Genomic DNA, 21,270 nt, shown 5'->3' with positions numbered 1-21,270 from the left:
CTAAAAAGTCTCAAAATATCCCGTATTTTTGCAAAAAAATAATTCCCTTTTGAAAACAAAACTTTTCGTAATTACGCCGCCATTTACACAACTGAATACCCCGTATCCGGCAACGGCGTATATAAAAGGTTTTCTGAATACTAAAAATATAGAATCAGTTCAGGCTGATTTGGGTATTGATGTGATTTTACAATTGTTTTCGAAAAAAGGATTGATTGATTTGTTTGAAGTTTCAAGTTTGAAGTTTCAAATTATTGGAAATGAAATCTCTGATAATTCTAGACGAATTTTTGCTCTTCAAGACGAATATATCAAAACGATCGATTCTGTAATTCAGTTTTTGCAAGGAAAAAATCCAACTTTGGCTCTACAGATTTGTCAGGAAGATTTTCTGCCAGAAGCTTCTCGTTTTGCGCAACTAGAAGAACTCGATTGGGCTTTTGGAACAATGGGAACACAAGACAAAGCAAAACACTTGGCAACTTTATATCTCGAAGATATTTCAGATTTTATTGTAGAATGTGTTGACGAGAATTTTGGTTTCAGCCGCTATGCCGAACGTTTAGGGCGAAGCGCCAATTCTTTTGATGAATTGTATGAAGCCTTACAGCAAGAACCGACTTATATCGATTCGATTTTAATTTCACTTTTAAAAGCTAAAATCGAAGCGGTAAGACCAGCTTTATTTCTAATTTCTGTTCCTTTTCCAGGGAATTTATATAGCGCATTTCGATGTGCGCAATGGGTAAAAGAAAATCATCCTGAAATTAAAATTTCGATGGGAGGAGGCTTTCCTAATACCGAATTGCGTTCGCTTTCTGATAAACGTGTTTTCGAATTTTTCGATTTTATCACTTTAGATGATGGAGAAGTTCCAATTGAAGAATTAATTTTTCATTTAGAAAATCCAGATTCGAATTCTTTTAAAAGAACATTTTTATTAGAAAACGGAGAAGTAGTCTATAAAAACAATTCTTTAAAACACGACTACAAGCAATCTCAAGTAGGAACACCAGATTATTCAGATCTGCCTTTGGATAAATATATTTCAGTGATCGAAATTGTTAATCCGATGCATAGAATGTGGAGCGACGGAAGATGGAATAAACTCACCATGGCGCACGGCTGTTATTGGGGAAAATGTACTTTCTGCGATATTTCTTTAGATTACATCAAGGTATATGAACCCGTTGCGGCAAGTATGCTTTGTGATCGAATAGAAGAATTGATCGAAAAAACAGGTCAGAACGGATTTCATTTTGTTGATGAAGCCGCACCGCCAGCTTTAATGCGTGCTTTGGCGCTTGAAATTCTAAAAAGAAAGCTAGCCGTAACTTGGTGGACTAATATTCGTTTTGAAAAAAGTTTTTCAAAAGATTTATGTCTATTGCTGAAAGCTTCAGGTTGTATTGCCGTTTCTGGCGGTTTAGAAGTTGCTTCAGATCGATTATTGAAACTGATAGACAAAGGAGTAACTGTTGAGCAAGTCGCAAAAGTAACCCGCAATTTTACCGAAGCAGGAATTATGGTTCATGCGTATTTAATGTACGGATATCCTACACAAACCATTCAAGAAACGGTAGATAGTCTAGAAATGGTTCGCCAATTGTTTGAAGCTGGAGTTTTACAATCGGGTTTTTGGCATCAATTTGCGTTGACGGCTCATAGTCCGGTTGGATTGTATCCAGAACAATTTGGTGTAACTAAGAAAACAGAAATAATAGGAACTTTTGCAAATAACGACATTGAGTATACTGATGCAACAGGAATTAATCACGATAAATTTAGTTTCGGATTAAAGAAATCGCTTTTCAATTTCATGCACGGAATCTGTTTCGATTATGAACTTCAGGATTGGTTCGATTTTAAAATTCCGAAAACCAAAATTCACCCTGATTTTATTTTTAATGCTTTAGAAGAACAAAATGATTTCAATACGAAACCAAATGCAAAAGTAGTTTGGCTTGGAGGAAAACCTGCTGCAGAAATCTTCGCAAAATCAAAAAAGGGAAGAAGTTGGGAAATGATGTCGCTAACCTTTCATGATAAAAAAGAAAGTTTCGATATACAAACTAGTAAAGAAGAAGGAGAGTGGCTAGTTTCCATTTTATCGAAAATAGGCGTTTCAGGTTCTAAAAATTATACTTTTCAAGAAGTCAAGAATGATTTTGAAACTTCGCTAGAAGATTTCGAATTATTCTGGTATTCTAAACCGATAAACACTTTGCGTGAATTTGGGTTATTGGTACTTTAATATTCAATACATTCTCCGTCATTTGGAATAGAAGTTTTGTTTAAAAGGCCATGATCTGAAAGAGCAGCTCTTAATTGCAATCTTGTGGTTGGGCAGTGATTTAAAGCCTCTAAATGATTGGCAAGGACTTTTCCAGGAGCAAGTGTTACAAACTTTAAAATATCGTCCATTCGCATTAACAAAGGTTGGCCGATATCTAATCTTGCAGTACCACAGGCAACAATCGAAATGTCGGGTTTAAATTGCGTTAAAACTTTATTTACATGTTCTGTAAAAATTGTATCAGAACTGATGTAAATCGATTTTTGATCTGCCAGTTCAATAAGAAATCCCATTACATTTCCCATTAATTTGGCAATGAAACCATAACCGTGAATGGCTGGAATTCCGGTAATTTTTCCATCCAGAAATTTTTGAGGTTCCCAATATTCAAGAGTCTGAATTACACTAAGACCTCTTTGCACAAGAGCTTTTTCATCTTTAGAACTGCAAATTACAGGAATGCTTTTTCTTCTTAAAAAAACTTCACCAGCTTTGTCTATATGATCAGGATGCAAATGAGTGATCAAACAATGCGTCACTCGACTTAAAATGTCACGACTGTTTTTTGGCAAAGCCACGAGCGGATTTCGTTTCGGTTTGTATCTGAAAATAGTAAAAGGCGGAATTGTTTTTCTTTTACCTAACATTGGGTCAACTAAAATGACATGCTTTTCTGTTTCAATTACCAAAGAGGCATTTCGCAAATGATGTAATTTCATATCCGAGAAAATTAGATATTAAAAATACAAAGTTTTTCGAGAAACTACTTACAGATTTTTCTTTATTTTTAACAGAATTGTGATTTATCCTATTGAAAACCTAAACCCAATTCCATGAAGGTTTTCAATCGAAATTCCTTCTTCATTGGCAAGGATTTTACGAAGACGCGAAATGAAAACATCCAAACTTCTTCCCATAAAATAGTCGTCGGTTCCCCATAGAGACGTTAAAATTTGTTCTCTTTTCAAAACAGAATTTTTATGATCTAGAAAAAGTTTTAATAATTCGGCTTCCCGCTGAGTTAAACCAACCTTTTCTTCATCATTAAAAAGAATGAAATTTTTAGTATCAAAATGATATTTTCCTACTTCATAAATTGTTTTTGCAGGAGAAATATTTTTCTGCGAACGTTTCAAGAAAATTTCAATTTTCAGCAGTAATTCTTCAATGCTGAAAGGTTTTACCAAATAATCATCTGCACCGATACGAAGGCCTTTAATACGGTCTTCTTTTAAAGTTTTAGCTGAAAGGAAAATAATTGGAACATCGACGTCAATTTTTCTAACTGCTTCAGCCAGCTCAAAACCATCCATTTTTGGCATCATAATATCAAAAATGCAAACATCAAACTCTTCTTCTTCAAAAATTTTAAGCGCAGATTTTCCATCAGAACAATGAATAACTTCATAATTATTTTGCTCCAAATTATCTTTGGTTAAAAACGCAAGGGTTTCGTCGTCTTCGGCATATAGTATTTTGAAGTTTCTCATTTTTTGTTAGGAATTGATAAAGTTATAGTAACACCTTTTTCTTTATTGTTTTCGGCTTTTATTTTCCAGTTTTGCAGACTGCAGATTTCTTTTACATAATATAAACCGAGTCCAAATCCGTTAACTTCATTGCTCTTTTCATTTTGAACTCTATAAAACTTATCAAAGATAAAAGATATTTTTTTAGGATTAATTCCAATTCCGTTATCTATAAATTCTAGTTTTAAACAATTGTTTTCTTCTGTGAATTTAATCGTAATTTCTGGTTTTTCATTACAATATTTCACTGCGTTATCCAGTAAATTATAAACTAAATTGCCAAAATGAAAAATATCGGTTTCCAGCAAATATTCTTTTGAAGAAGTTTCGATTTTAATAGAAGCTTCAGGATATTTTAATTGGATGTTTTCAATTGCCTCTTCAATTATGGGCACAATTAAAATACTTTCTTTTTTAAGTTCTAAAGGAGCATAATCGGATTTTGCAATGTTTAAAATCTTTTCGATATGGCCGTTTAATTTATTTCCTTGATTGATAATAATATCGGTGTAGGTATACAGTTTTTTGTCTTCTTTAATAGGTTTTTGTTCAATTAAATATTTAGAAGCGATAAGAATTGAAGCCAGAGGTGTTTTAAATTCATGCGTCATATTATTAATGAAATCACGCTGCAGTTCTGAATATTTTTTATGCTGTAACAGCTTAAAAATCGAATAAACGTAAATCAATAAAATCAGGATCAATGCCGTTGAAAGTATAAACCAAAATCGCATCGAACTAAATAAATAAGTAGTTTCATTTGGAAAACGAACGGCAAAATAATAGACTAGATTTTTATGTTTAGGGAAATAAACAGTCTTTTTGCATTCTGCTTTTTTCTTATAAAGTGAAATGTAATCACCATAAATCATTTCGTCGCTTTGACAATTGTACATCGCGTATTCGAAATCGGTCGTGATGTTCATTTTTTTGAATTCTGTTTTTAGATAGAATTCTAAAATATCAGGTTCAAACTCGTTATCGACATTTACTATATAATAGTCGTTGGCAATTTTCTGAACCGGATTTTGAAAAGGCAGTTCGTGGTTGGTTCCTTCGTATAATTTTTTAGCTACTTCCAACAAAGCAATATGAGCTTTTTGGCTAAGCTTTTTTTGTTCAATTGTAAAAGCTTCTTTTGTCCATAACAATTGTGCAACCAAAATACTAATGATGGCTACCAATCCTAAGAGAATGATGCTGTTGAGTTTATTAATTTTCAAGAATAACAAATTTTGAGAGTGTAATATTAATCAATTTTAGCCTGAAAATAAGCGATTAACAAGTCATTAACAAACGTTTGAAAGCGGTTAACAGCGATTTGATTTTGTCTGAATTACCTTTGTAATATCAAAATGAACTATAAACCATTTTAAATATATCAGTTATGAAAATGATCAAAATTTCGATGTTAGCTTTGGCTTTAGGCCTTATGTCTTTTTCTGCAATTGCACCAGTACAATCTTTAGTTTCAGAGAATGAAATTTCAGAAACTACTACTGCTTCTACAATTGTTTGGAAAGCAGAAACAATAGATGTTGGGCAAATTCCACAAGGAACTCCAAAAGCAATTGTTTACGAATTTAAAAATACAGGAAAAACAGCTGTAGTTATTACAAACGTTCAAGGATCTTGCGGATGTACAGCGACAGATTACACAAAAGAACCAATTCAGCCAGGTAAATCTGCAAAAGTTACTGCAACTTACAATGCTGCAAACAAAGGTGCTTTTACAAAAACAGTTACAGTAACAACTAGTGCAGAAACAACACCAAAAGTGCTTACTTTAAAAGGTACAGTTATCTAAGATTTTTAATAGGTTGGTTATATGGCGAAAGCTCCAGACATGCAAATTGTTTGGAGCTTTTATTTTTTTATTAACCGTTTAAACTTCAAAAAATAAGGATTAAGAATTATTGCTGAGAACTTTGTTTTAATAGAATTTTTTTTACTTTTATTCAAAAATTTTAAGCTATGAAAATTTGGTATACGCCTATAGTTGCAGTTGTTTTTTTTGTTGTTTTTTCGTGTAATTCGAAAGCGGATAAAAAAGAGGGAAAAGCGATAAAAACAGTTGAAAAAATTCCGGAATTAAAACTTACTATTGATACTGCCCGAATCGCAAAGTTTTATGAAAATTATCCGAAACTGGAGAAATTTAAAGGCGATGTAACTTCTTTGTATCAAAAAAACAAATCGACTCAATTATGGCAGGATAATAAAGGAGTAGTGGAGTTTGGAAATACACTGTTCAATCAATACAAAAATTTAGATCAAGAAGGATTGAAAGCTAATTATCCTTATAAAGAAGAACTAAATTCTGTTTTCGAAAATAATCCAACTAAGAAATTATCCAAAGAAGATACAGATTTACTGCTGTCAAATTTGTATTACTACTATGCAGAAAAAGTATATGCAGGTTTTGATGAAAAAACTAGTATCTCTTTAGAATGGCTTTTACCTCGCAAAAAGTTCAATTACCAAGTGCTTTCTGATTCTATCTTTAAAAAATCAACCATTTTGGATGATAAGAAAAAAAAGATGTTCAGCCAATATTACAAACTTCGTGATGCTTTAAAAGAGTATAGAGAAATTGAAAAAAATGGAGGTTGGAAAACGATCGAAGCAGATGAAGACTATAAAGCTCTAAAAGTTGGCGATTCATCAAATGTTGTGGCTCAGATAAGAGAAAGGCTTTTTGTTACCAAAGATCTTAAAGAAGACAATAAAAGTGCGGTTTGCGATACGACTTTAATGAAAGCAATGAAAAACTATGAAGTTCGTCATGGCTATACTCCCAAAAACACCATTTTATTAGAACATATTAATGACTTGAATATTCCAGTTTCGGAACGCATTAAAACGATTATTGCTAATATGGAGCGTTGCCGTTGGATTGATCCTGAATTAGAAAAAGGTCAAAAATACATTGAAGTTAATATTCCTGAATTTAAATTATATATAGTTGAAGATGGAAAAATCGCTTTTGTGTCGCCAGTTGTGGTGGGAAGAGCGATGACAAAAACGGTTATTTTTAGCGGAATGATGAGCAATATTGTGTTCAGTCCGTATTGGAATGTGCCACCAAGCATTATCAAATCGGAGATTAAACCTGGAATGGCAAAAGATAAAAACTATTTGCAGAAAAAAAATCTAGAATGGAATAACGGTGCAGTTCGTCAGCTTCCAGGAAAAAATAATTCTTTAGGATTGGTAAAGTTTTTATTTCCAAATTCAAGTAATATTTACTTGCACGATACACCTTCAAAAAGTTTGTTCGAAAGAGAGAGCCGAGCGTTTAGTCACGGCTGTGTGCGTGTTGCAAAACCACGCGAATTGGCAATTGAATTATTAAAAGTAGATCCGCAATGGAATCCTGAAAGAATTGATAAAGCCATGCACGCCGGAAAAGAAAGCTGGTACACTTTAAAGAAAAAAGTTCCAGTTTACATTGGCTATTTCACGGCTTGGGTAGACCGAGAAGGAAATCTAAACTTCTATAAAGATATTTACGGAAGAGATGAAAGTCTTATCAAATTATTGACTGAAGAATAGAAAATGAATTTCACTCAGATTTAGCAGATTAAAGCTGATTTAATTAGATTTTTTTAAGTTATGAAATAAAAAGATCTGCGCTTATCTGCTTAAATTTTTTTTAAATCTGCGTGAAAATAAATTTAGTGTAAACAGCAAAAAAACTATTTAGACAAAACATCAACACATTTATAAAAACGTTTGGTGTAGTGTTCTGTATCAAGCGCTGTTATCGTTACTTGCTGTGCTTTTCCTGAAGAAGCGTGAATAAATTTCGAGTGCATTCCGTTGGCTTCGCAGATTATTCCAAGATGTCCAATAGTAGTTTTGTCTTTATATCCGTAGAAAACCAAAATATCTCCAACTTTAAATTCTTCTGGTTTTAAAGTTTTACCTATATTTTTATAGCCGCTTGAACTTCTAGGAAGCGTCATTCCAAAATTTTTAAGCACATAACTCACAAAACCCGAACAGTCAAAACCTTTTTGTGGATTACTGCTCGCGTATACATAAGGCGTTCCTAAATATTTTTTTGCATAAACAATTAGAGAATCACGATTAATTTCGGTTGGAGTTTGAGGCAGGTTTTCCTTTTCCTTCTTTTTAAAATTAAAAGAGGAAAATAGAATAAAGGCTGATAGAAAAATAAAAAAATGTGATCTCATTTTGTATACAAAAAGCGTTAAACGGTAAAGATAAGCCTTAAATCTAGAATTTCAATAGAATACCTTTGTTTCAATTGTAAGAATTAACGTTCTATCGACAAATATTGATGTGTTTATGTGGTGTTTTTTTATTACTTTTTGACATTTTAGTATCTTTTTAGATAATCTCTTTCCAATATATTTGTGAATCGTATTTAGATTTTAACAAATAAATTATGTTTCCCAAAAAAATAGCACTTTTAATTTCGTTTTTGCTGATTTCGATCATTTCGAACTCACAAACACTAAATTCAAATAAAACTTTCTTGTATCAAGGTCGCATAGAAAAATTGCAACATGATACTGTCATTTTAATAGGAACTGCTTCTTCTGTTTCTTTCAATTTTACTGGAAATGAATGTTCTATTTCACTTCAAAGTGTTGATTCTTATCAACATCATAATTATGTGCAATTGGTTTTGGATGGAAAATATATTGGGGAAATTAGAATTGAAAAAGGTGCGGTTCAATCTTTTCCAATAAAAGTTACTTCAAATCAAAAAGAACATCGTTTAGAAATTTATAAAAATACAGAAGCGCATACAGGCGGAGTTTTGTTCGCTGGAACAACGGCAAAACTGACTTCAATTTCTTTTAAAAAGAAAAAGAAAATCGAGTTTATCGGAGATTCAATTACTTGCGGTGCAGCAAGCGACGGTTCTGACATTCCTTGCGATAAAGGAGAATATTACGATCACCACAATAGTTATTATGCTTACGGTCCAACACTTTCAAGAGAAATTGGTGTTGACTATTTAATGAGTTGCGTTTCTGGAATCGGAATGTACCGTAATTGGAATGACGAGAATAAAGACGAAGTTATAATGCCTGATGCTTATCCAAATTTATATCTGACGAAAGACGCTTCAAAACCTAAATATGATTTCGCTTTTCAGCCCGATATTATCAGCATTGCTTTAGGAACAAATGATTTTTCTGGCGGAGATGGCAAAAAAGAACGTCTTCCATTTAATGCTGAAAAGTATGTTTCTAATTATGTAAACTTCATCAAAATGCTTTATAAGCATAATCCGAAAGTGCAGATTGTAATTACAAATAGTCCAATGGTTGGAGGAGAAAGAGGAGTTGTTTTTGAAGATTGCCTAAATAAAGTTAAAAACGCTTTCGCGAATGATAAAGCGCATAAGCCCATTCAGATTTTTAAATTCAAACCGATGACTCCAAATGGATGTTCTGGACATCCAGATGTGGCTGAACATAAAGTTTTGGCAGACGAATATGCTCCATTTTTAAAGAAGTTACTAAATGAAAAATAATATCTATAAGTTTGTTTTCTTTTTATTGATTTCCAGTACTATGATGGCAAACGTTTCGCTTCCAAATATTTTTAGTGATAATATGGTTTTACAGCGCAACTCTGAAGTGAAAATTTGGGGTTGGGCAAATCCAAAAGAAGAAATTAAACTGGTTTCGAGTTGGAACAATCAGGAATATAAAACCGTAGCCAATAATCAGGCGAAATGGGAAATCACGATTAAAACTCCAGAAGCTGGCGGACCTTTTACTATTTCCATAAAAGGTTACAATGAAGTGGTTCTAAAAAATATTTTGATTGGTGAAGTTTGGCTTTGTTCTGGTCAATCGAATATGGAAATGTCGGTAAGTTGGGGAATTGATGATGGCGAAGAAGAAATGAAAAATGCAACGAATCCAAACATTCGTTTTTTTACGGTTCCGAAATTAACCGCTACAAGTCCGCAGAATAATTTGCTTGGAAATTGGACAGAATCGACTCCAGAAACCATGAAATATTTTAGTGCCATTGGTTATTTTTTTGCCAAACGTCTTCGCGAAGATTTGAAAAATGTCCCAATCGGATTAATTTCTTCGAATTGGGGTGGAACTCCTGCAGAAATCTGGGTGCCAGAAGAGGTGGTAAATAATGATCCAATTTTGTTAGAAAATGCCAAAAAACTAAATGAACAAGAATATGGTCCAAGACAACCTGGGCGCGCATACAATGCTATGATATATCCAATTGTAGGATTTAAAATTGCTGGAACACTTTGGTATCAGGGAGAATCTAATGTTGGTTCTTTGGTTTATGATAAAACTCTGGGAGCGTTAATTACTTCTTGGAGAAAGGAATGGAATGATAATTTTCCGTTTTACTATGTTCAGATAGCGCCGTTTAAAACGGGTTCTAATAATTTCTCAAATGTAACGGTAAGAAATTCTCAAAGAAAATTATTGAAAGAAGTTCCAAAGACAGGAATGGTTGTGATTAGCGATATTTCGGATACGATTGATATTCATCCCAAAAATAAAAAATCGGTTGGAATTCGTTTAGCGAATCTGGCTTTGAAGGAAACGTATAAAACCAATTCTAATTTGGTAAATGGTCCATTGTTTAAAGAGGTTAAGATTGAAAAAAACAAGGTAATTGTTTCTTTTGATTATGCTGACGGACTTTATTTTAAAGATAAAAAATCGAATCAATTTGAAGTGGCTGGAACTGATGGAATTTTCTATATAGCCGAAGCTTCTATTAAAAATAACGAAGTGATTTTGACAAGTAAAAAAGTTGTAAATCCTGCAAAAGTGAGGTTTGCATGGGGAAATACAACGCAATCAGATTTGTTTAATAAAGCGAATCTGCCGGCTTCTTGTTTTACGAGTGAATTTTAGATTTTAGATTTTAGAAAATAGAATATAGAACATAGAATATAGAATTTAGATTTTTAGGTTATTGATCTGCTTTGTCAGGCTGAGCGAAGTCGAAGCCCCGCAAAGTGAGACATAAAGTTTGTCATCCTGAGGGACGAAGGATCGCACTCGGGATTCGACAAAGATTGGTGAAGTTCTGTGTGGAGCTTCTAGTGTGATCCTTCGTTCCTCAGGATGACAAGATAACGGAAATGTTCTTTTGAAAACGATTTGCGTGAGGGATAGAAGTGGAAAGCCCACAGCCGTGAGGAACGAACAGGCGAGGACTTGAAACGGATAGCCCGACCCGCCTTTTTCGGCGGGACACGCCCCAAAAAAACTTAGAATCTCAGCGTCTCAGAACCTTAGAATCTTAAAGAAAAACTAACTAAACCACTATGAAAAATAAAAAAATACTAATTTTTGGAGTTTTTGCTCTGTTTACTGTTGGAAATATGAATGCACAAAAAAAGCCGTATCTGGATAAGAATAAAACTGTTGAGCAGCGTATAGATCTGCTTTTGCCGTTAATGACGCTGGAGGAAAAAGTAGGGCAGATGAATCAATATAATGGTTTCTGGGATGTTACTGGACCTGCGCCAAAAGGCGGAACAGCCGAATTAAAATACGAACATTTAAGAAAAGGATTGGTTGGATCGATGCTTACAGTTCGTGGCGTAAAAGAAGTTCGTGCTGTACAGAAAATTGCGGTTGAAGAAACGCGATTGGGAATTCCGTTAATTATTGGTTTTGACGTAATACATGGTTATAAAACGTTAAGTCCGATTCCGTTGGCAGAAGCGGCAAGTTGGGATTTGGAAGCGATTAAAAAATCGGCGGCGATTGCGGCAGATGAAGCTTCGGCATCTGGAATTAACTGGACTTTTGGACCAAATGTTGACGTTGCCAACGACGCGCGTTGGGGACGTGTGATGGAAGGTGCAGGAGAAGATCCTTATTTAGGAAGTAAAGTGGGTTATGCTCGTGTGAAAGGTTTTCAAGGAGAAACCATTGCAGATTTGGCCAAAGTAAATACGATTGCGGCTTGTGCGAAACACTTTGCTGCTTATGGTTATGTTGAAGCAGGATTAGAATATAATATTGTAGATATAAGTAATTCTAAATTGTACAATTCGGTTTTGCCTCCCTTTGAAGCAACGGTTGAAGCGGGAGTTCGTACGTTTATGAATTCGTTTAATACGTTGAATGGTGTTCCGGCAACTGGAAATGCCTTTTTGCAAAGAGATATTTTAAAAGGAAAATGGAAGTTTGACGGATTTGTAATTTCGGATTATGCTTCGATTCGCGAAATGATTGCGCATGGATATGCAAAAGACGAAGCCGATGCAACAGCAAAAGCAGTTATTGCAGGTTCTGATATGGATATGGAGTCGTATTTGTATGTGGCGAAACTGGTTGATTTGGTAAAATCGGGAAAAGTAAAAGAAGCTTTGATTGATGATGCCGTTCGCAGAATTCTTCGTGTGAAATTTGAATTAGGATTATTTGATGATCCGTACCGATATTGTGATGAAAAACGCGAAAAAGAAGTTGTTGGGAGTAAAGCGAATAACGATGGTGTTTTGGATATGGCGAAGAAATCTATCGTTTTATTAAAGAATGCTTGTCCGCCGGGGCGGAAAGAGAATTTGCTTCCGCTAAAGAAATCTGGACAGAAAATCGCTCTGATTGGCGCTTTGGCAAATGATAAAAACAGTCCGCTAGGAAGTTGGAGAATTGCTGCTTCTGATGATACAGCGGTTTCGGTTTTAGAAGGAATGCAACAATACAAAGACAATCAGCTAACTTTTGAAAAAGGGGTTGATTTACTGAAACAAAAAGCAACGTTTTTAACGGAAACCGTTTTCAATACAACTGATAAAAGTGGATTTGAAGCAGCGAAAAAAGCAGCAAAAAATGCCGATGTCGTGGTAATGGTTTTAGGTGAATACGGTTTCCAAAGCGGTGAGGGAAGAAGTAGAACTGATTTGAACTTGCCAGGTTTACAGCAAGAATTGCTAGAAGAAATTTATAAAGTGAATCCGAATGTGGTTTTGGTTCTGAATAATGGTCGTCCTTTAAGCATTCCGTGGGCAGCAGAGAATGTTCCAGCAATTGTAGAAGCTTGGCATTTAGGAACGCAGACTGGAAATGCTGTTGCACAGGTTTTATATGGAGATTATAATCCGAGTGGAAAATTGCCAATGTCGTTTCCTAGAAATGTAGGTCAGGTGCCAATTTATTACAACAAATACAGCACAGGAAGACCGATAGACAGCGATAAAAATGTTTTTTGGTCGCATTATATGGATGTAGAGAAAACGCCTCAATTTCCGTTTGGTTTTGGATTAAGCTATACCACTTTCGATTATAAAAATTTGAAATTGAATAAAACGTCTTTCGCAAAAGGAGAAAAAGTTGAGGTTAGTGTTGAAGTTACCAACTCAGGAAATTACGACGGAAAAGAAGTAGTTCAGCTGTACATTCATGATGAATTTGCAAGTATCATTCGCCCGATAAAAGAATTAAAAGGTTTTGAATTGGTTAATCTGAAAAAAGGAGAAACTAAAACGGTAAAGTTTACTTTGACAGATAAGGAACTTGGTTTTTATAACAACGAAGGAGATTATTTATTAGAACCGGGAACTTTTAAAATCATGGTTGGAGGAAGCTCTGATAAAGGTTTGCAAAGTGGGTTTGAAATTAAAGAGTAAAAGTTTTAATCTCGCAAAGACGCAGAGTCGCAAAGTTTAGTTTTTAAAAATAGGATTGAATAGCGTCCAGCTTTAGCTGGATGAAAATATAAACACAATCGAAAGGGCTTTAGCCAAACCTACAAAGTTTGGCTAAAGCCCTTTCTTATTCAAATCTTATTCCCCTAGCTAAAGCTAGGGGCTATTCAAAAGAAACTTTGCGACTCTGCGACTTTGCGAGATTAAAAAAGCGAAATTATAAATTAATAAATCTCTAAAATCATTAATTCATCATTCAATACAAATGATTTAATAATTTCTTTTTTTGAAATTAAAAGTTCAGCTATTTGTTTTGTGTTTTTATTAAAGGTTTTTAAAATAATCACTTTTGGAGGAACTCCTTTAAGCAGTAACAATTTTTCAAAATCATCATCATGCGTGAGAATAGTAAAGCTACTTTTTCTAGCATACTCCCAAATTTCTAAATCTTTTGCAGGTTGATTTACGAGAATATCTTTGGAATGAAAACAATCAGGAAAATCATTCTCGATAAGTTTGATTATTCTCCAAGATATATTGGCATCTAAAAGAAGTTTCATTATGCCGCAATTATTTTGGTAATGTTTTCTCTATTGGCGGCAAAAGCTAAAGCAGCAAGAATATGTTCCTTGTTTAATTCTGGAAAATCTTCGATAATTTCTTCAAAAGACATTCCTGTGGAAAGCCACGAAAGAATATCTGAAACACAAATTCTTGTTCCTGTTATTACAGGTTTGCCAAATCTGATATCAGGATTTATTGAAATTAAAGTTTGCCAATTATTATTCATAATTTTAAAATTTAAACAAATTTACAAAATTAAAAATGAATTAGATTTTTAATTATAGACGTTTGTTTTCTACCTTTAAAATCTATTAAAAACTCCAACTTTAAATTAAAAAAATGAAATATAACAGATGTGGCAAAAGTGGTTTATTGCTTCCAGAAATTTCTTTAGGATTATGGCATAACTTCGGTTCGGTTGATAATTTTGAAAATGCCGAAAGTATTGCCATTGAAGCTTTTGATAAAGGAATTACCCATTTTGATTTGGCGAATAATTATGGACCAGTTCCAGGCTCTGCTGAAGAGAATTTTGGTAAAATCCTATGGCATAATTTTCAGGGAAATCTGCGTGATGAAATCGTGATTTCTACAAAAGCTGGTTATACCATGTGGAAAGGGCCATATGGAGATTGGGGCTCGCGTAAATATCTTTTATCTAGTTTAGACCAGAGTTTAAAACGAATGAGTATTGATTATGTCGATATTTTTTACTCACATCGTCCAGATCCAGAAACTCCTATTGAAGAAACGATGATGGCTTTGGATCACGCTGTTAGAAGCGGAAAAGCTTTGTATGTCGGAATCAGTAATTATTCGGCAGAACAGACTGGAGTTGCTGTTGATGTTTTAAAACAATTGGGAACGCCTTGTTTGATTCATCAAGCAAAATACTCGATGTTGGAACGTTGGGTTGAAAATGGCTTATTAGATGTTTTGGAAGAAAAAGGAGTAGGTTGTATTGCGTTTTCACCTTTGGCTCAAGGATTATTAACAGATAAATATTTAAATGGAATTCCTGAAAATTCAAGAGCACATAATCCAAACGGGCATTTGAAAGAAGATGAGGTGACGCAGGAACGTATTCAGAAATTGATTCAACTTAATGAAATTGCTCAGAATAGAAACCAATCTTTGGCGCAAATGGCTTTGGCTTGGCTACAAAAAGATAAACGAATTACTTCTGTTTTAATTGGGGCGAGTTCTGTAAAGCAATTGTGTAATAATATTGACTGTTTGCAGAATACAGAGTTTTCTCATGATGAATTGAATGCGATTGAGAGTATTTTATCTTAATATTCAAACCTAACAGGTTTTAAAAACCTGTTAGGTTTCTAAATCATCAATTATTTTATAATTATCGCCAATCCGCCTCCGCTAGCCAAACGATATTTTAACTTAGTTGTCGAATCAACAGTAATTATTTCTTTTTTATAATCGGTTGCAGCTTTGTCGGCATTGAGACCGTCTGAGAAAACTTCTGCTTGGAATTTTTTGCCTTTTTCAAGGAAAGTAAAATCAATTGTAATATCTCTAGAATCCCAATTTGTAATCGCGCCTAAGTACCAAGTATTTCCTTTTCTTCTAGCGATAGAAACGAATTTTCCAACTTCTCCGTCTAAGGCAATGGTTTCATCAAAAGTAGTCGGAACTTTAGCGATAAAATCTGTACTTTCTTGTTCCTTCATAAAAGCCGTCGGACTATCAGCCATCATCTGCAAAGGCGCTTCAAAAATAGTGTACAAAGCCAATTGATGGCATCTTGTACCTTGACTCATTGGAGTAGAATGACTTGGTTTGAATTCGCTTTTGGTAGCATTTCGCATTGCGCCCGGCGTATAATCCATTGGTCCAGCCATCATCCTGATAAATGGAATCGTGGTATCATAAAGCGGAACATCGTCATTTGCAGTCCATTTATTATTTTCTAAACCTTTTACGCCTTCAAAATTTAGAATATTTGGATATGTTCTCTGGATTCCTGTTGGTTTGTACATTCCGTGAAAATCAATAATCAATTTATGATTGGCTGCTTTTTGGGCAATATCATAAACCGAATTGACCATTTTGGCATCGTCACGGTCAATAAAATCTACTTTAAAACCTTTTACGCCCAATTTTGCATAATTGTCAAAAACGCGATCAATATTTTCATGCAAAGCCATCCATGAAGCCCACAAAATAATGCCCACGTTTCGTTCTTTGGCGTAAGCAATTAAAGCTTCCAGATCCACATTCGGATTGTGTTTCATGATATCGGTTTCAATGCTCCATCCTTCGTCTAAAACGACATATTCGACCTTATTTTTAGAAGCAAAATCAATATAATATTTATACGTCTGCGTATTGATTCCCGCTTTAAAATCTACATTGTAAATATTCCAATCGTTCCACCAATCCCAAGCGACTTTTCCAGGTTTTATCCACGAGACATCCTTTATTTTGGAAGGCTCAGCTAATTTCTGAACCATATCGTTATTGGCTAAAGCAACATCATTTTCAGAAATGACAATCGCTCTCCACGGAAAAGTTCTCGTTCCTTTTGTTTTAACCAAATAAGCAGCTCTTTCGGTAATTAGTTTGTTGAGGTAATTAAATCCGCCGTTGGTTTCTTGGGTTGGATATTTAGAAAAACGAGATTCAAGACCGGTTTTGTTTTTATTATTGGTTACAAATAATCCCGCATAATCTTCGAGATCAGCTTCTAGAAAAACGGCTTTTTTATGGTTTTTATACTCAATTAGAAAAGGTAAAAACGCTAAAGTATCTTTAGCAAATTCACTTATTTTTTTGTTTTCATAATGCGATTCAAACGAAGAAATAAACTGATCTTTCGGATTTCTTAAATCACGTACATACGGCATCAAAGTATTATAATCCTGATCGAAATTGAGAACGACTTCTTCGTCTTTAACCATAATCTCTTTTTTCTTTTTTGTAATGAAACGATATGCAGCCCCATCATCAAAAACACGAAATTCAAGAGCAAAATCATTTTTAAAATTTAGAATCAGTTTGTTGTATTGATCTTTAACCGTTTTCTTTTTATATAAAGGCGTTTCAAAAGAAGTATTTACGCTCTCTTTTTTCGAATTTAAAACTGCTGGATTTTTTCCCAAAATCTCATTTTGATCTAAAGTCATCGACATTTCAGATGGAGCCAAAATCAAATCTTTTTCATGCGAGATTGACCAAGATATTTTATCATTTACAGCAATTTTAACTTCGATTTTTCCATTAGGAGAACTAACTGTAAAGCTCTGTTTTTGTTGAGAAAAAGAAAGATTTAAGAATAGTAAACAAAAAAGAATAAATATATTTTTCATCTGGATATTTTTTAAACCATATAAGTTATATAAGTTCATTTTAATCAAACTTTTAAATGAACTTATATAACTTATATGGTGGAAAATTAATTTTACTTTTTCTTTAACTCTGAATTGTATTTTTTTACAATTTCTAATGTCGATTTATCGCCATTAAAAACAGAATTTAAACCTTGTGGTTCTTGCGGAGGATCTGTTGTTAAAGGATCGCCTGGATTCCATTTTCCGGTTTCGTTTACTGCTTTTCCTTCACCGCCATAACCCCAGAAATTGGCCGCTCTTAACGGACCATTGTTTTTAACACTTTCTGCAACTCTTCCAAAAATATAACTGTAAAACTGATTTCTATAAATAGAAGAAGTTCCTGCATTCAAGTTTTCATTTTCTCTCGGAAGTCCAAATTCTTCAATAATAATAGGTCTTTTCAGATTGTTGGCAACCTTGATGTGATCGTCAATATATTTACCAGCATTTTCGATTGTTGCAGGCATTGTTGCCTCGGCATTATCGGCTTTAAACCAATTCCAGTTTTTGGGCCAGATGTGCATCGTCAAATAATCGATGTTCGGATTTTGATGCGTTCTTTCGAAGATTTCCATGCTGTCGTTCGAACTGTTTTTTCCTTCAGAACCTGTAGAAACTAAATGATTTTTATCTAAACTGTCAATTAAATCGACAATGTTATTGAGCCATTTTGTGAATTTAACTTCATTTTCTACCGTAAAAAGTCTCGGTTCATTTCCAACTTGCCACGACATAATCGTGTTATCTTCGTTGTATTTCTTTTTAGAATACGCATTTGTTCGTCCAATAATAAACTTCACATGATTATTTAAAGCTTCCATGCAAGGTTCACAACTGTGAAACTGTTCTGTATACGACATAAACTGAGGCCAAGTATTCGGCGGAATATTCGGAACTGGAATTGCTCCTTTACCATTCCATTCTAAGTATTGCGACATTCCGCCCGACCATTCCCAGTTATTGGTTAAGTACAAAACGGCGTACATGTTTCGTTTGCTCATTTCGCTAATCAAGAAATCCAATCCGTCCAATAAATCTTCATCATATTTTCCCTGCTCGTATTGCAGTGCTGGACGAACGGTAAAATCATATTTTCCGCCATCGGCACCCACTAAAACACGTAAATTATCGATTCCGTTTTTTTTCATTAAATCCAACTCGCGCAAAAGCCTTTTACGATCGCCTATTTTTTTAGAAGCCAGCATACTTCCGTACCAATAATTGGTTCCAATATAAGCGTACGGTTTATCGCCTTTGTAAAATTCATTTCCTTTTACGGTGATTTTTTCCTGTGCCTGACAAGCAATTGCTGTAAAAATCAAGGCCAATGAAAGGGTTTTAAAAAATCTGTTTTTCATAATTTATATTTTAATGAGCTAATCCCGCTATCCGCTGTATCTTTTATGGTGAACCCCACCATAAAAGGATGCCGCTTCTATCGGGGCTAGGGCTTTACGTTCTGTAAGACGTTCTGATTTTTATTTGAAACCTTAATTTTCAATTCGATGAATAAGCTCCAGACAGGCACGGCTGTTATGATAAGGACATTTCCAGAATCCGGCTTTGTCTTTTTTAATTAAGCTATAATCGTCATAAACTCCCCAATGCCATTCTCCATTTTGCTGATCGATCATGTATTTTTTTATGAATTTCCAGTTTCTGTAAACGATATCCAAATATTCTTCTTTTCCGGTTAATTGATAGGCATTGTAAAAACCAATTAAAGCTTCAGCTTGTGGCCACCAATGTTTTTCTGCAATCAACTCATTTTTTTCAGGATCATACTCGTACCATAAACCGCCATCAGCATCTAAACATTCTTTGGTTACTTCTGCAATTTGAATGGCATGTTTTTTATAATTGGCAATCAAAGTTTCATTTCCCGAAATTTCGGCGCATTGCTGCAAAAGCCAAGCTGCTTCAATATCATGTCCGTACGAGATAACATCTGGTTTTTCTTTCCAGTTTTCGTCAAAAAACAAACGTAAATGTCCCGTTTCGGTATTGATAAAATACTTCTCGATGGTTTCTAATAATTCGATAATAGTGGCAAGCAGTTTCTCATCTTTCCAGACTTTATATAAATTCGCATAACCTTCAATAATATGAAGATGCGTATTCATGGTTTTCTTTTCGTTGGCATCTTTTTCGCTTAAACGCAAATCATCAATGGGTTGCCAATCTCTGGTAAAAGCTTCAAAATAGCCTTTGTTTATCTTGTCGTAGCTATGTTCTTGAATTTTTGCATATAAGTTTTTAGCAATTTCTAAAGCTCTTTCTTCTTTTGAAATGGCATAATATTCAGACAATCCATAAATCGCAAAAGCCAATGCGTAAATCTGGTTTTTGGTGTCTTTTGGAGTTTTATCCTCATTTATACTCCAAAAAAGACCTCCAAATTTTGTGTCATAAAAATAAGAAGCAAGAAATTCGAATGCTCTTTTTGCCAGTCTTTTGTGGTTTTCGTTTCTAGTGGTTTGATAACTGGCAGAGAACGTCCAAAGAATTCGGGCATTCAGAACCGAACCTTTTTCTGCATGAGCAATTTGATGATCGTTAAAATCGATTTGACCAACAAAACCTCCATTTTGATCGTCAATAGTACGCTCCGACCAATAATTTAGGATAGAATCCAGTTCTGCGGTTAGTTCCGATTTTAAAAGCTTTCTTTGTAATGACACGATATTTTAAATTGCGTTATTTTTTTCGATTTGATTAATGATGGTTTGAACTGAACCTGCCGAAATAAAAGTATCTGCTGGAGTATTTATTACATAATCAACAAGTTTATCTACAGATGAAACCGCCACGTGCATTCTAGTATCTGAAGAAGCGTAATAAACGTAAACCGTTCCATCTTCGTCTTCGATCCATCCGTTAGAAAATAAAACATTCGATACGTCTCCAACTCTTTCAATTCCTTCTGGTCCCATAAAATGTCCGGCAGGAACGTGTGTTACTTTTGTAATATCATTCAAATCGGTCATGAACATATACAAAGTGTAGCGTAATCCTGCGGCAGTATTTCGAACTCCGTGCGCTAAATGCAACCAGCCTTTTGATGTTTTAATTGGAGTTGGCCCCAAACCATTTTTCAATTCATAAATCGTATGATATTGTTTTCCAAAAATGATTTTTTCGTCTTTTACAACTGGATTGGTCATGTCGTCAACGTAACCTAAACCAATTCCTCCACCACTTCCAACATCAATAAAACCATCTTGTGGACGAGTATATAAAGCATATTTTCCGTTTACAAATTCTGGGTGTAAAACTACATTTCGCTGTTGACCTGTGTTTGAAATCAAATCTGGAAGTCTTTCCCAGTTTACTAAATCTTTAGAACGCACAATTCCCGCATTGGCAACAGCCGAACTGGTATCGCCTTTTGGAGCTTTTGGATCTTTTCTTTCGGTACAGAAAATTCCGTAAACAAATCCGTCTTCGTGATTAATAAGACGCATATCGTACACGTTTGTATCGGGTTCTTCAGTTTGTGGAATCACGCATGGTTTATCCCAAAATTTGAAGTTATCAATTCCGTTTGGACTTTCGGCAATAGCAAAAAAAGATTTTCTATCGATTCCTTCTACTCGAACAGCCAATAAATATTTTCCATTCCATTTTATTGCTCCAGCGTTAAAAGCGGCATTCACGCCAATTCTTTCCTGTAAAAACGGATTTGTATTTTCGTTAAAATCAAAACGCCAGTTTAATGGGATATGTGCCGCAGTAACGACAGGGCTTTTGTAACGTTCATATATGCCGTTTCCAACTATTTCTTGAGGTTCGTTTTTTTGCTCAAGCAGTGTTTTATGTTGTTTTTCTAATGCCGATTTTCTTTCTTGAAAAGTGGCTGAAGATGTTATCGTTGTCATATCAATTGATTTCTAT

The 21,270-nt window shown here is 34.4% G+C and carries 17 protein-coding genes; 7 read left to right on the top strand and 10 right to left on the bottom strand.

Going from position 1 to position 21,270, the window contains the following annotated elements:
• Positions 1-49: 49 nt before the first annotated feature.
• Positions 50-2,254 carry a B12-binding domain-containing radical SAM protein gene (locus AC3Y25_RS07035; protein WP_489902236.1) on the top strand — a complete coding sequence of 735 codons (2,205 nt, stop codon included), beginning with the start codon at positions 50-52 and terminating at the stop codon, positions 2,252-2,254.
• Here the strand turns inward: AC3Y25_RS07035 and AC3Y25_RS07030 are convergent.
• The 3 genes from AC3Y25_RS07030 to AC3Y25_RS07020 all read right to left on the bottom strand — a co-directional run bounded on the left by AC3Y25_RS07030 (position 2,251) and on the right by AC3Y25_RS07020 (position 5,048).
• Entirely contained in the window at positions 2,251-3,015 is a 765-nt protein-coding gene (locus AC3Y25_RS07030) for an MBL fold metallo-hydrolase (protein ID WP_489902235.1), read from the bottom strand. The two genes, AC3Y25_RS07035 and AC3Y25_RS07030, sit on opposite strands and share 4 nt — an antisense overlap.
• Positions 3,016-3,099: 84 nt before the next feature.
• On the bottom strand, positions 3,100-3,786 hold the full coding sequence (locus AC3Y25_RS07025) for a response regulator transcription factor (RefSeq protein ID WP_095931045.1): 687 nt from the start codon (positions 3,784-3,786) through the stop codon (positions 3,100-3,102).
• Complete coding sequence (locus AC3Y25_RS07020; RefSeq protein ID WP_427874935.1) at positions 3,783-5,048, bottom strand: sensor histidine kinase; 1,266 nt, start codon at positions 5,046-5,048, stop codon at positions 3,783-3,785. Before AC3Y25_RS07020 ends, AC3Y25_RS07025 begins: the two co-directional genes overlap by 4 nt.
• Positions 5,049-5,212: 164 nt before the next feature.
• On the opposite strand from AC3Y25_RS07020, the gene AC3Y25_RS07015 reads away from it, so the two are divergent.
• Both AC3Y25_RS07015 and AC3Y25_RS07010 read left to right on the top strand, forming a co-directional pair.
• Positions 5,213-5,632, top strand: coding sequence for a DUF1573 domain-containing protein (locus AC3Y25_RS07015; protein ID WP_489902234.1), 420 nt, complete (start codon positions 5,213-5,215; stop codon positions 5,630-5,632).
• 167 nt (positions 5,633-5,799) lie between these two features.
• Positions 5,800-7,380, top strand: coding sequence for a L,D-transpeptidase family protein (locus tag AC3Y25_RS07010; RefSeq protein ID WP_489902233.1), 1,581 nt, complete (start codon positions 5,800-5,802; stop codon positions 7,378-7,380).
• A gap of 143 nt (positions 7,381-7,523) precedes the next feature.
• On the opposite strand, the gene AC3Y25_RS07005 is transcribed toward AC3Y25_RS07010, so the two are convergent.
• Positions 7,524-8,024, bottom strand: coding sequence for a C40 family peptidase (locus tag AC3Y25_RS07005; RefSeq protein WP_489902232.1), 501 nt, complete (start codon positions 8,022-8,024; stop codon positions 7,524-7,526).
• 215 nt (positions 8,025-8,239) lie between these two features.
• Here AC3Y25_RS07005 and AC3Y25_RS07000 point away from each other — a divergent pair, with 215 nt between their 5' ends.
• The 3 genes from AC3Y25_RS07000 to bglX all read left to right on the top strand — a co-directional run bounded on the left by AC3Y25_RS07000 (position 8,240) and on the right by bglX (position 13,444).
• Positions 8,240-9,340: an SGNH/GDSL hydrolase family protein gene (locus AC3Y25_RS07000; protein ID WP_489902231.1), complete on the top strand. Its 1,101-nt coding sequence runs from the start codon at positions 8,240-8,242 to the stop codon at positions 9,338-9,340.
• The gene (locus tag AC3Y25_RS06995) at positions 9,330-10,712 is read left to right on the top strand and encodes a sialate O-acetylesterase (protein ID WP_489902230.1); all 1,383 of its coding nucleotides are present in this window, start codon (positions 9,330-9,332) and stop codon (positions 10,710-10,712) included. The genes AC3Y25_RS07000 and AC3Y25_RS06995 overlap by 11 nt, the downstream gene beginning before the upstream one ends.
• A gap of 416 nt (positions 10,713-11,128) precedes the next feature.
• Entirely contained in the window at positions 11,129-13,444 is a 2,316-nt protein-coding gene (gene bglX / locus AC3Y25_RS06990; protein ID WP_489902229.1) for a beta-glucosidase BglX, read from the top strand.
• A 242-nt stretch (positions 13,445-13,686) separates the two neighbouring features.
• Here bglX and AC3Y25_RS06985 read toward each other — a convergent pair whose 3' ends face one another.
• Both AC3Y25_RS06985 and AC3Y25_RS06980 read right to left on the bottom strand, forming a co-directional pair.
• Positions 13,687-14,022, bottom strand: coding sequence for a DUF5615 family PIN-like protein (locus AC3Y25_RS06985; RefSeq protein WP_489902228.1), 336 nt, complete (start codon positions 14,020-14,022; stop codon positions 13,687-13,689).
• Positions 14,022-14,252 (bottom strand): DUF433 domain-containing protein, encoded by a 231-nt coding sequence (locus AC3Y25_RS06980; RefSeq protein ID WP_253788729.1) that lies wholly within the window; start codon positions 14,250-14,252, stop codon positions 14,022-14,024. The genes AC3Y25_RS06985 and AC3Y25_RS06980 overlap by 1 nt, the downstream gene beginning before the upstream one ends.
• 113 nt (positions 14,253-14,365) lie before the next feature.
• On the opposite strand from AC3Y25_RS06980, the gene mgrA reads away from it, so the two are divergent.
• Complete coding sequence (gene mgrA, locus AC3Y25_RS06975; RefSeq protein ID WP_489902227.1) at positions 14,366-15,322, top strand: L-glyceraldehyde 3-phosphate reductase; 957 nt, start codon at positions 14,366-14,368, stop codon at positions 15,320-15,322.
• Positions 15,323-15,372: 50 nt separating this feature from the next.
• On the opposite strand, the gene AC3Y25_RS06970 is transcribed toward mgrA, so the two are convergent.
• From AC3Y25_RS06970 to AC3Y25_RS06955, 4 genes are all read right to left on the bottom strand, one after another.
• The gene (locus tag AC3Y25_RS06970) at positions 15,373-17,352 is read right to left on the bottom strand and encodes a retaining alpha-galactosidase (RefSeq protein ID WP_489902226.1); all 1,980 of its coding nucleotides are present in this window, start codon (positions 17,350-17,352) and stop codon (positions 15,373-15,375) included.
• Between the two features lie 92 nt (positions 17,353-17,444).
• Positions 17,445-18,734, bottom strand: coding sequence for a glycoside hydrolase 5 family protein (locus AC3Y25_RS06965; protein ID WP_489902225.1), 1,290 nt, complete (start codon positions 18,732-18,734; stop codon positions 17,445-17,447).
• A gap of 132 nt (positions 18,735-18,866) precedes the next feature.
• Positions 18,867-20,057, bottom strand: coding sequence for an AGE family epimerase/isomerase (locus tag AC3Y25_RS06960; RefSeq protein ID WP_489902224.1), 1,191 nt, complete (start codon positions 20,055-20,057; stop codon positions 18,867-18,869).
• A 6-nt stretch (positions 20,058-20,063) separates the two neighbouring features.
• Positions 20,064-21,254 carry a glycoside hydrolase family 130 protein gene (locus AC3Y25_RS06955; RefSeq protein WP_489902223.1) on the bottom strand — a complete coding sequence of 397 codons (1,191 nt, stop codon included), beginning with the start codon at positions 21,252-21,254 and terminating at the stop codon, positions 20,064-20,066.
• Between the last annotated feature and the right edge of the window lie 16 nt (positions 21,255-21,270).

It is taken from the genome of Flavobacterium sp. LK-23 (assembly GCF_058135255.1).
Note: the sequence above shows the minus strand (reverse complement) of the source record. Positions and strands in the feature narration are given on the sequence as shown.

Excerpts from the sequence above, each read along its gene's own strand:
- AC3Y25_RS06995 (WP_489902230.1), top strand. The coding sequence starts at position 9,330 with ATGAAAAATAATATCTATAAGTTTGTTTTCTTTTTATTGATTTCCAGT.
- AC3Y25_RS06980 (WP_253788729.1), bottom strand. The coding sequence starts at position 14,252 with ATGAATAATAATTGGCAAACTTTAATTTCAATAAATCCTGATATCAGA.
- AC3Y25_RS06955 (WP_489902223.1), bottom strand. The coding sequence starts at position 21,254 with ATGACAACGATAACATCTTCAGCCACTTTTCAAGAAAGAAAATCGGCA.
- AC3Y25_RS07015 (WP_489902234.1), top strand. The coding sequence starts at position 5,213 with ATGAAAATGATCAAAATTTCGATGTTAGCTTTGGCTTTAGGCCTTATG.
- AC3Y25_RS07005 (WP_489902232.1), bottom strand. The coding sequence starts at position 8,024 with ATGAGATCACATTTTTTTATTTTTCTATCAGCCTTTATTCTATTTTCC.
- AC3Y25_RS07000 (WP_489902231.1), top strand. The coding sequence starts at position 8,240 with ATGTTTCCCAAAAAAATAGCACTTTTAATTTCGTTTTTGCTGATTTCG.
- AC3Y25_RS06965 (WP_489902225.1), bottom strand. The coding sequence starts at position 18,734 with ATGAAAAACAGATTTTTTAAAACCCTTTCATTGGCCTTGATTTTTACA.
- mgrA (WP_489902227.1), top strand. The coding sequence starts at position 14,366 with ATGAAATATAACAGATGTGGCAAAAGTGGTTTATTGCTTCCAGAAATT.
- AC3Y25_RS07025 (WP_095931045.1), bottom strand. The coding sequence starts at position 3,786 with ATGAGAAACTTCAAAATACTATATGCCGAAGACGACGAAACCCTTGCG.
- bglX (WP_489902229.1), top strand. The coding sequence starts at position 11,129 with ATGAAAAATAAAAAAATACTAATTTTTGGAGTTTTTGCTCTGTTTACT.
- AC3Y25_RS06970 (WP_489902226.1), bottom strand. The coding sequence starts at position 17,352 with ATGAAAAATATATTTATTCTTTTTTGTTTACTATTCTTAAATCTTTCT.
- AC3Y25_RS07010 (WP_489902233.1), top strand. The coding sequence starts at position 5,800 with ATGAAAATTTGGTATACGCCTATAGTTGCAGTTGTTTTTTTTGTTGTT.
- AC3Y25_RS07030 (WP_489902235.1), bottom strand. The coding sequence starts at position 3,015 with ATGAAATTACATCATTTGCGAAATGCCTCTTTGGTAATTGAAACAGAA.
- AC3Y25_RS06985 (WP_489902228.1), bottom strand. The coding sequence starts at position 14,022 with ATGAAACTTCTTTTAGATGCCAATATATCTTGGAGAATAATCAAACTT.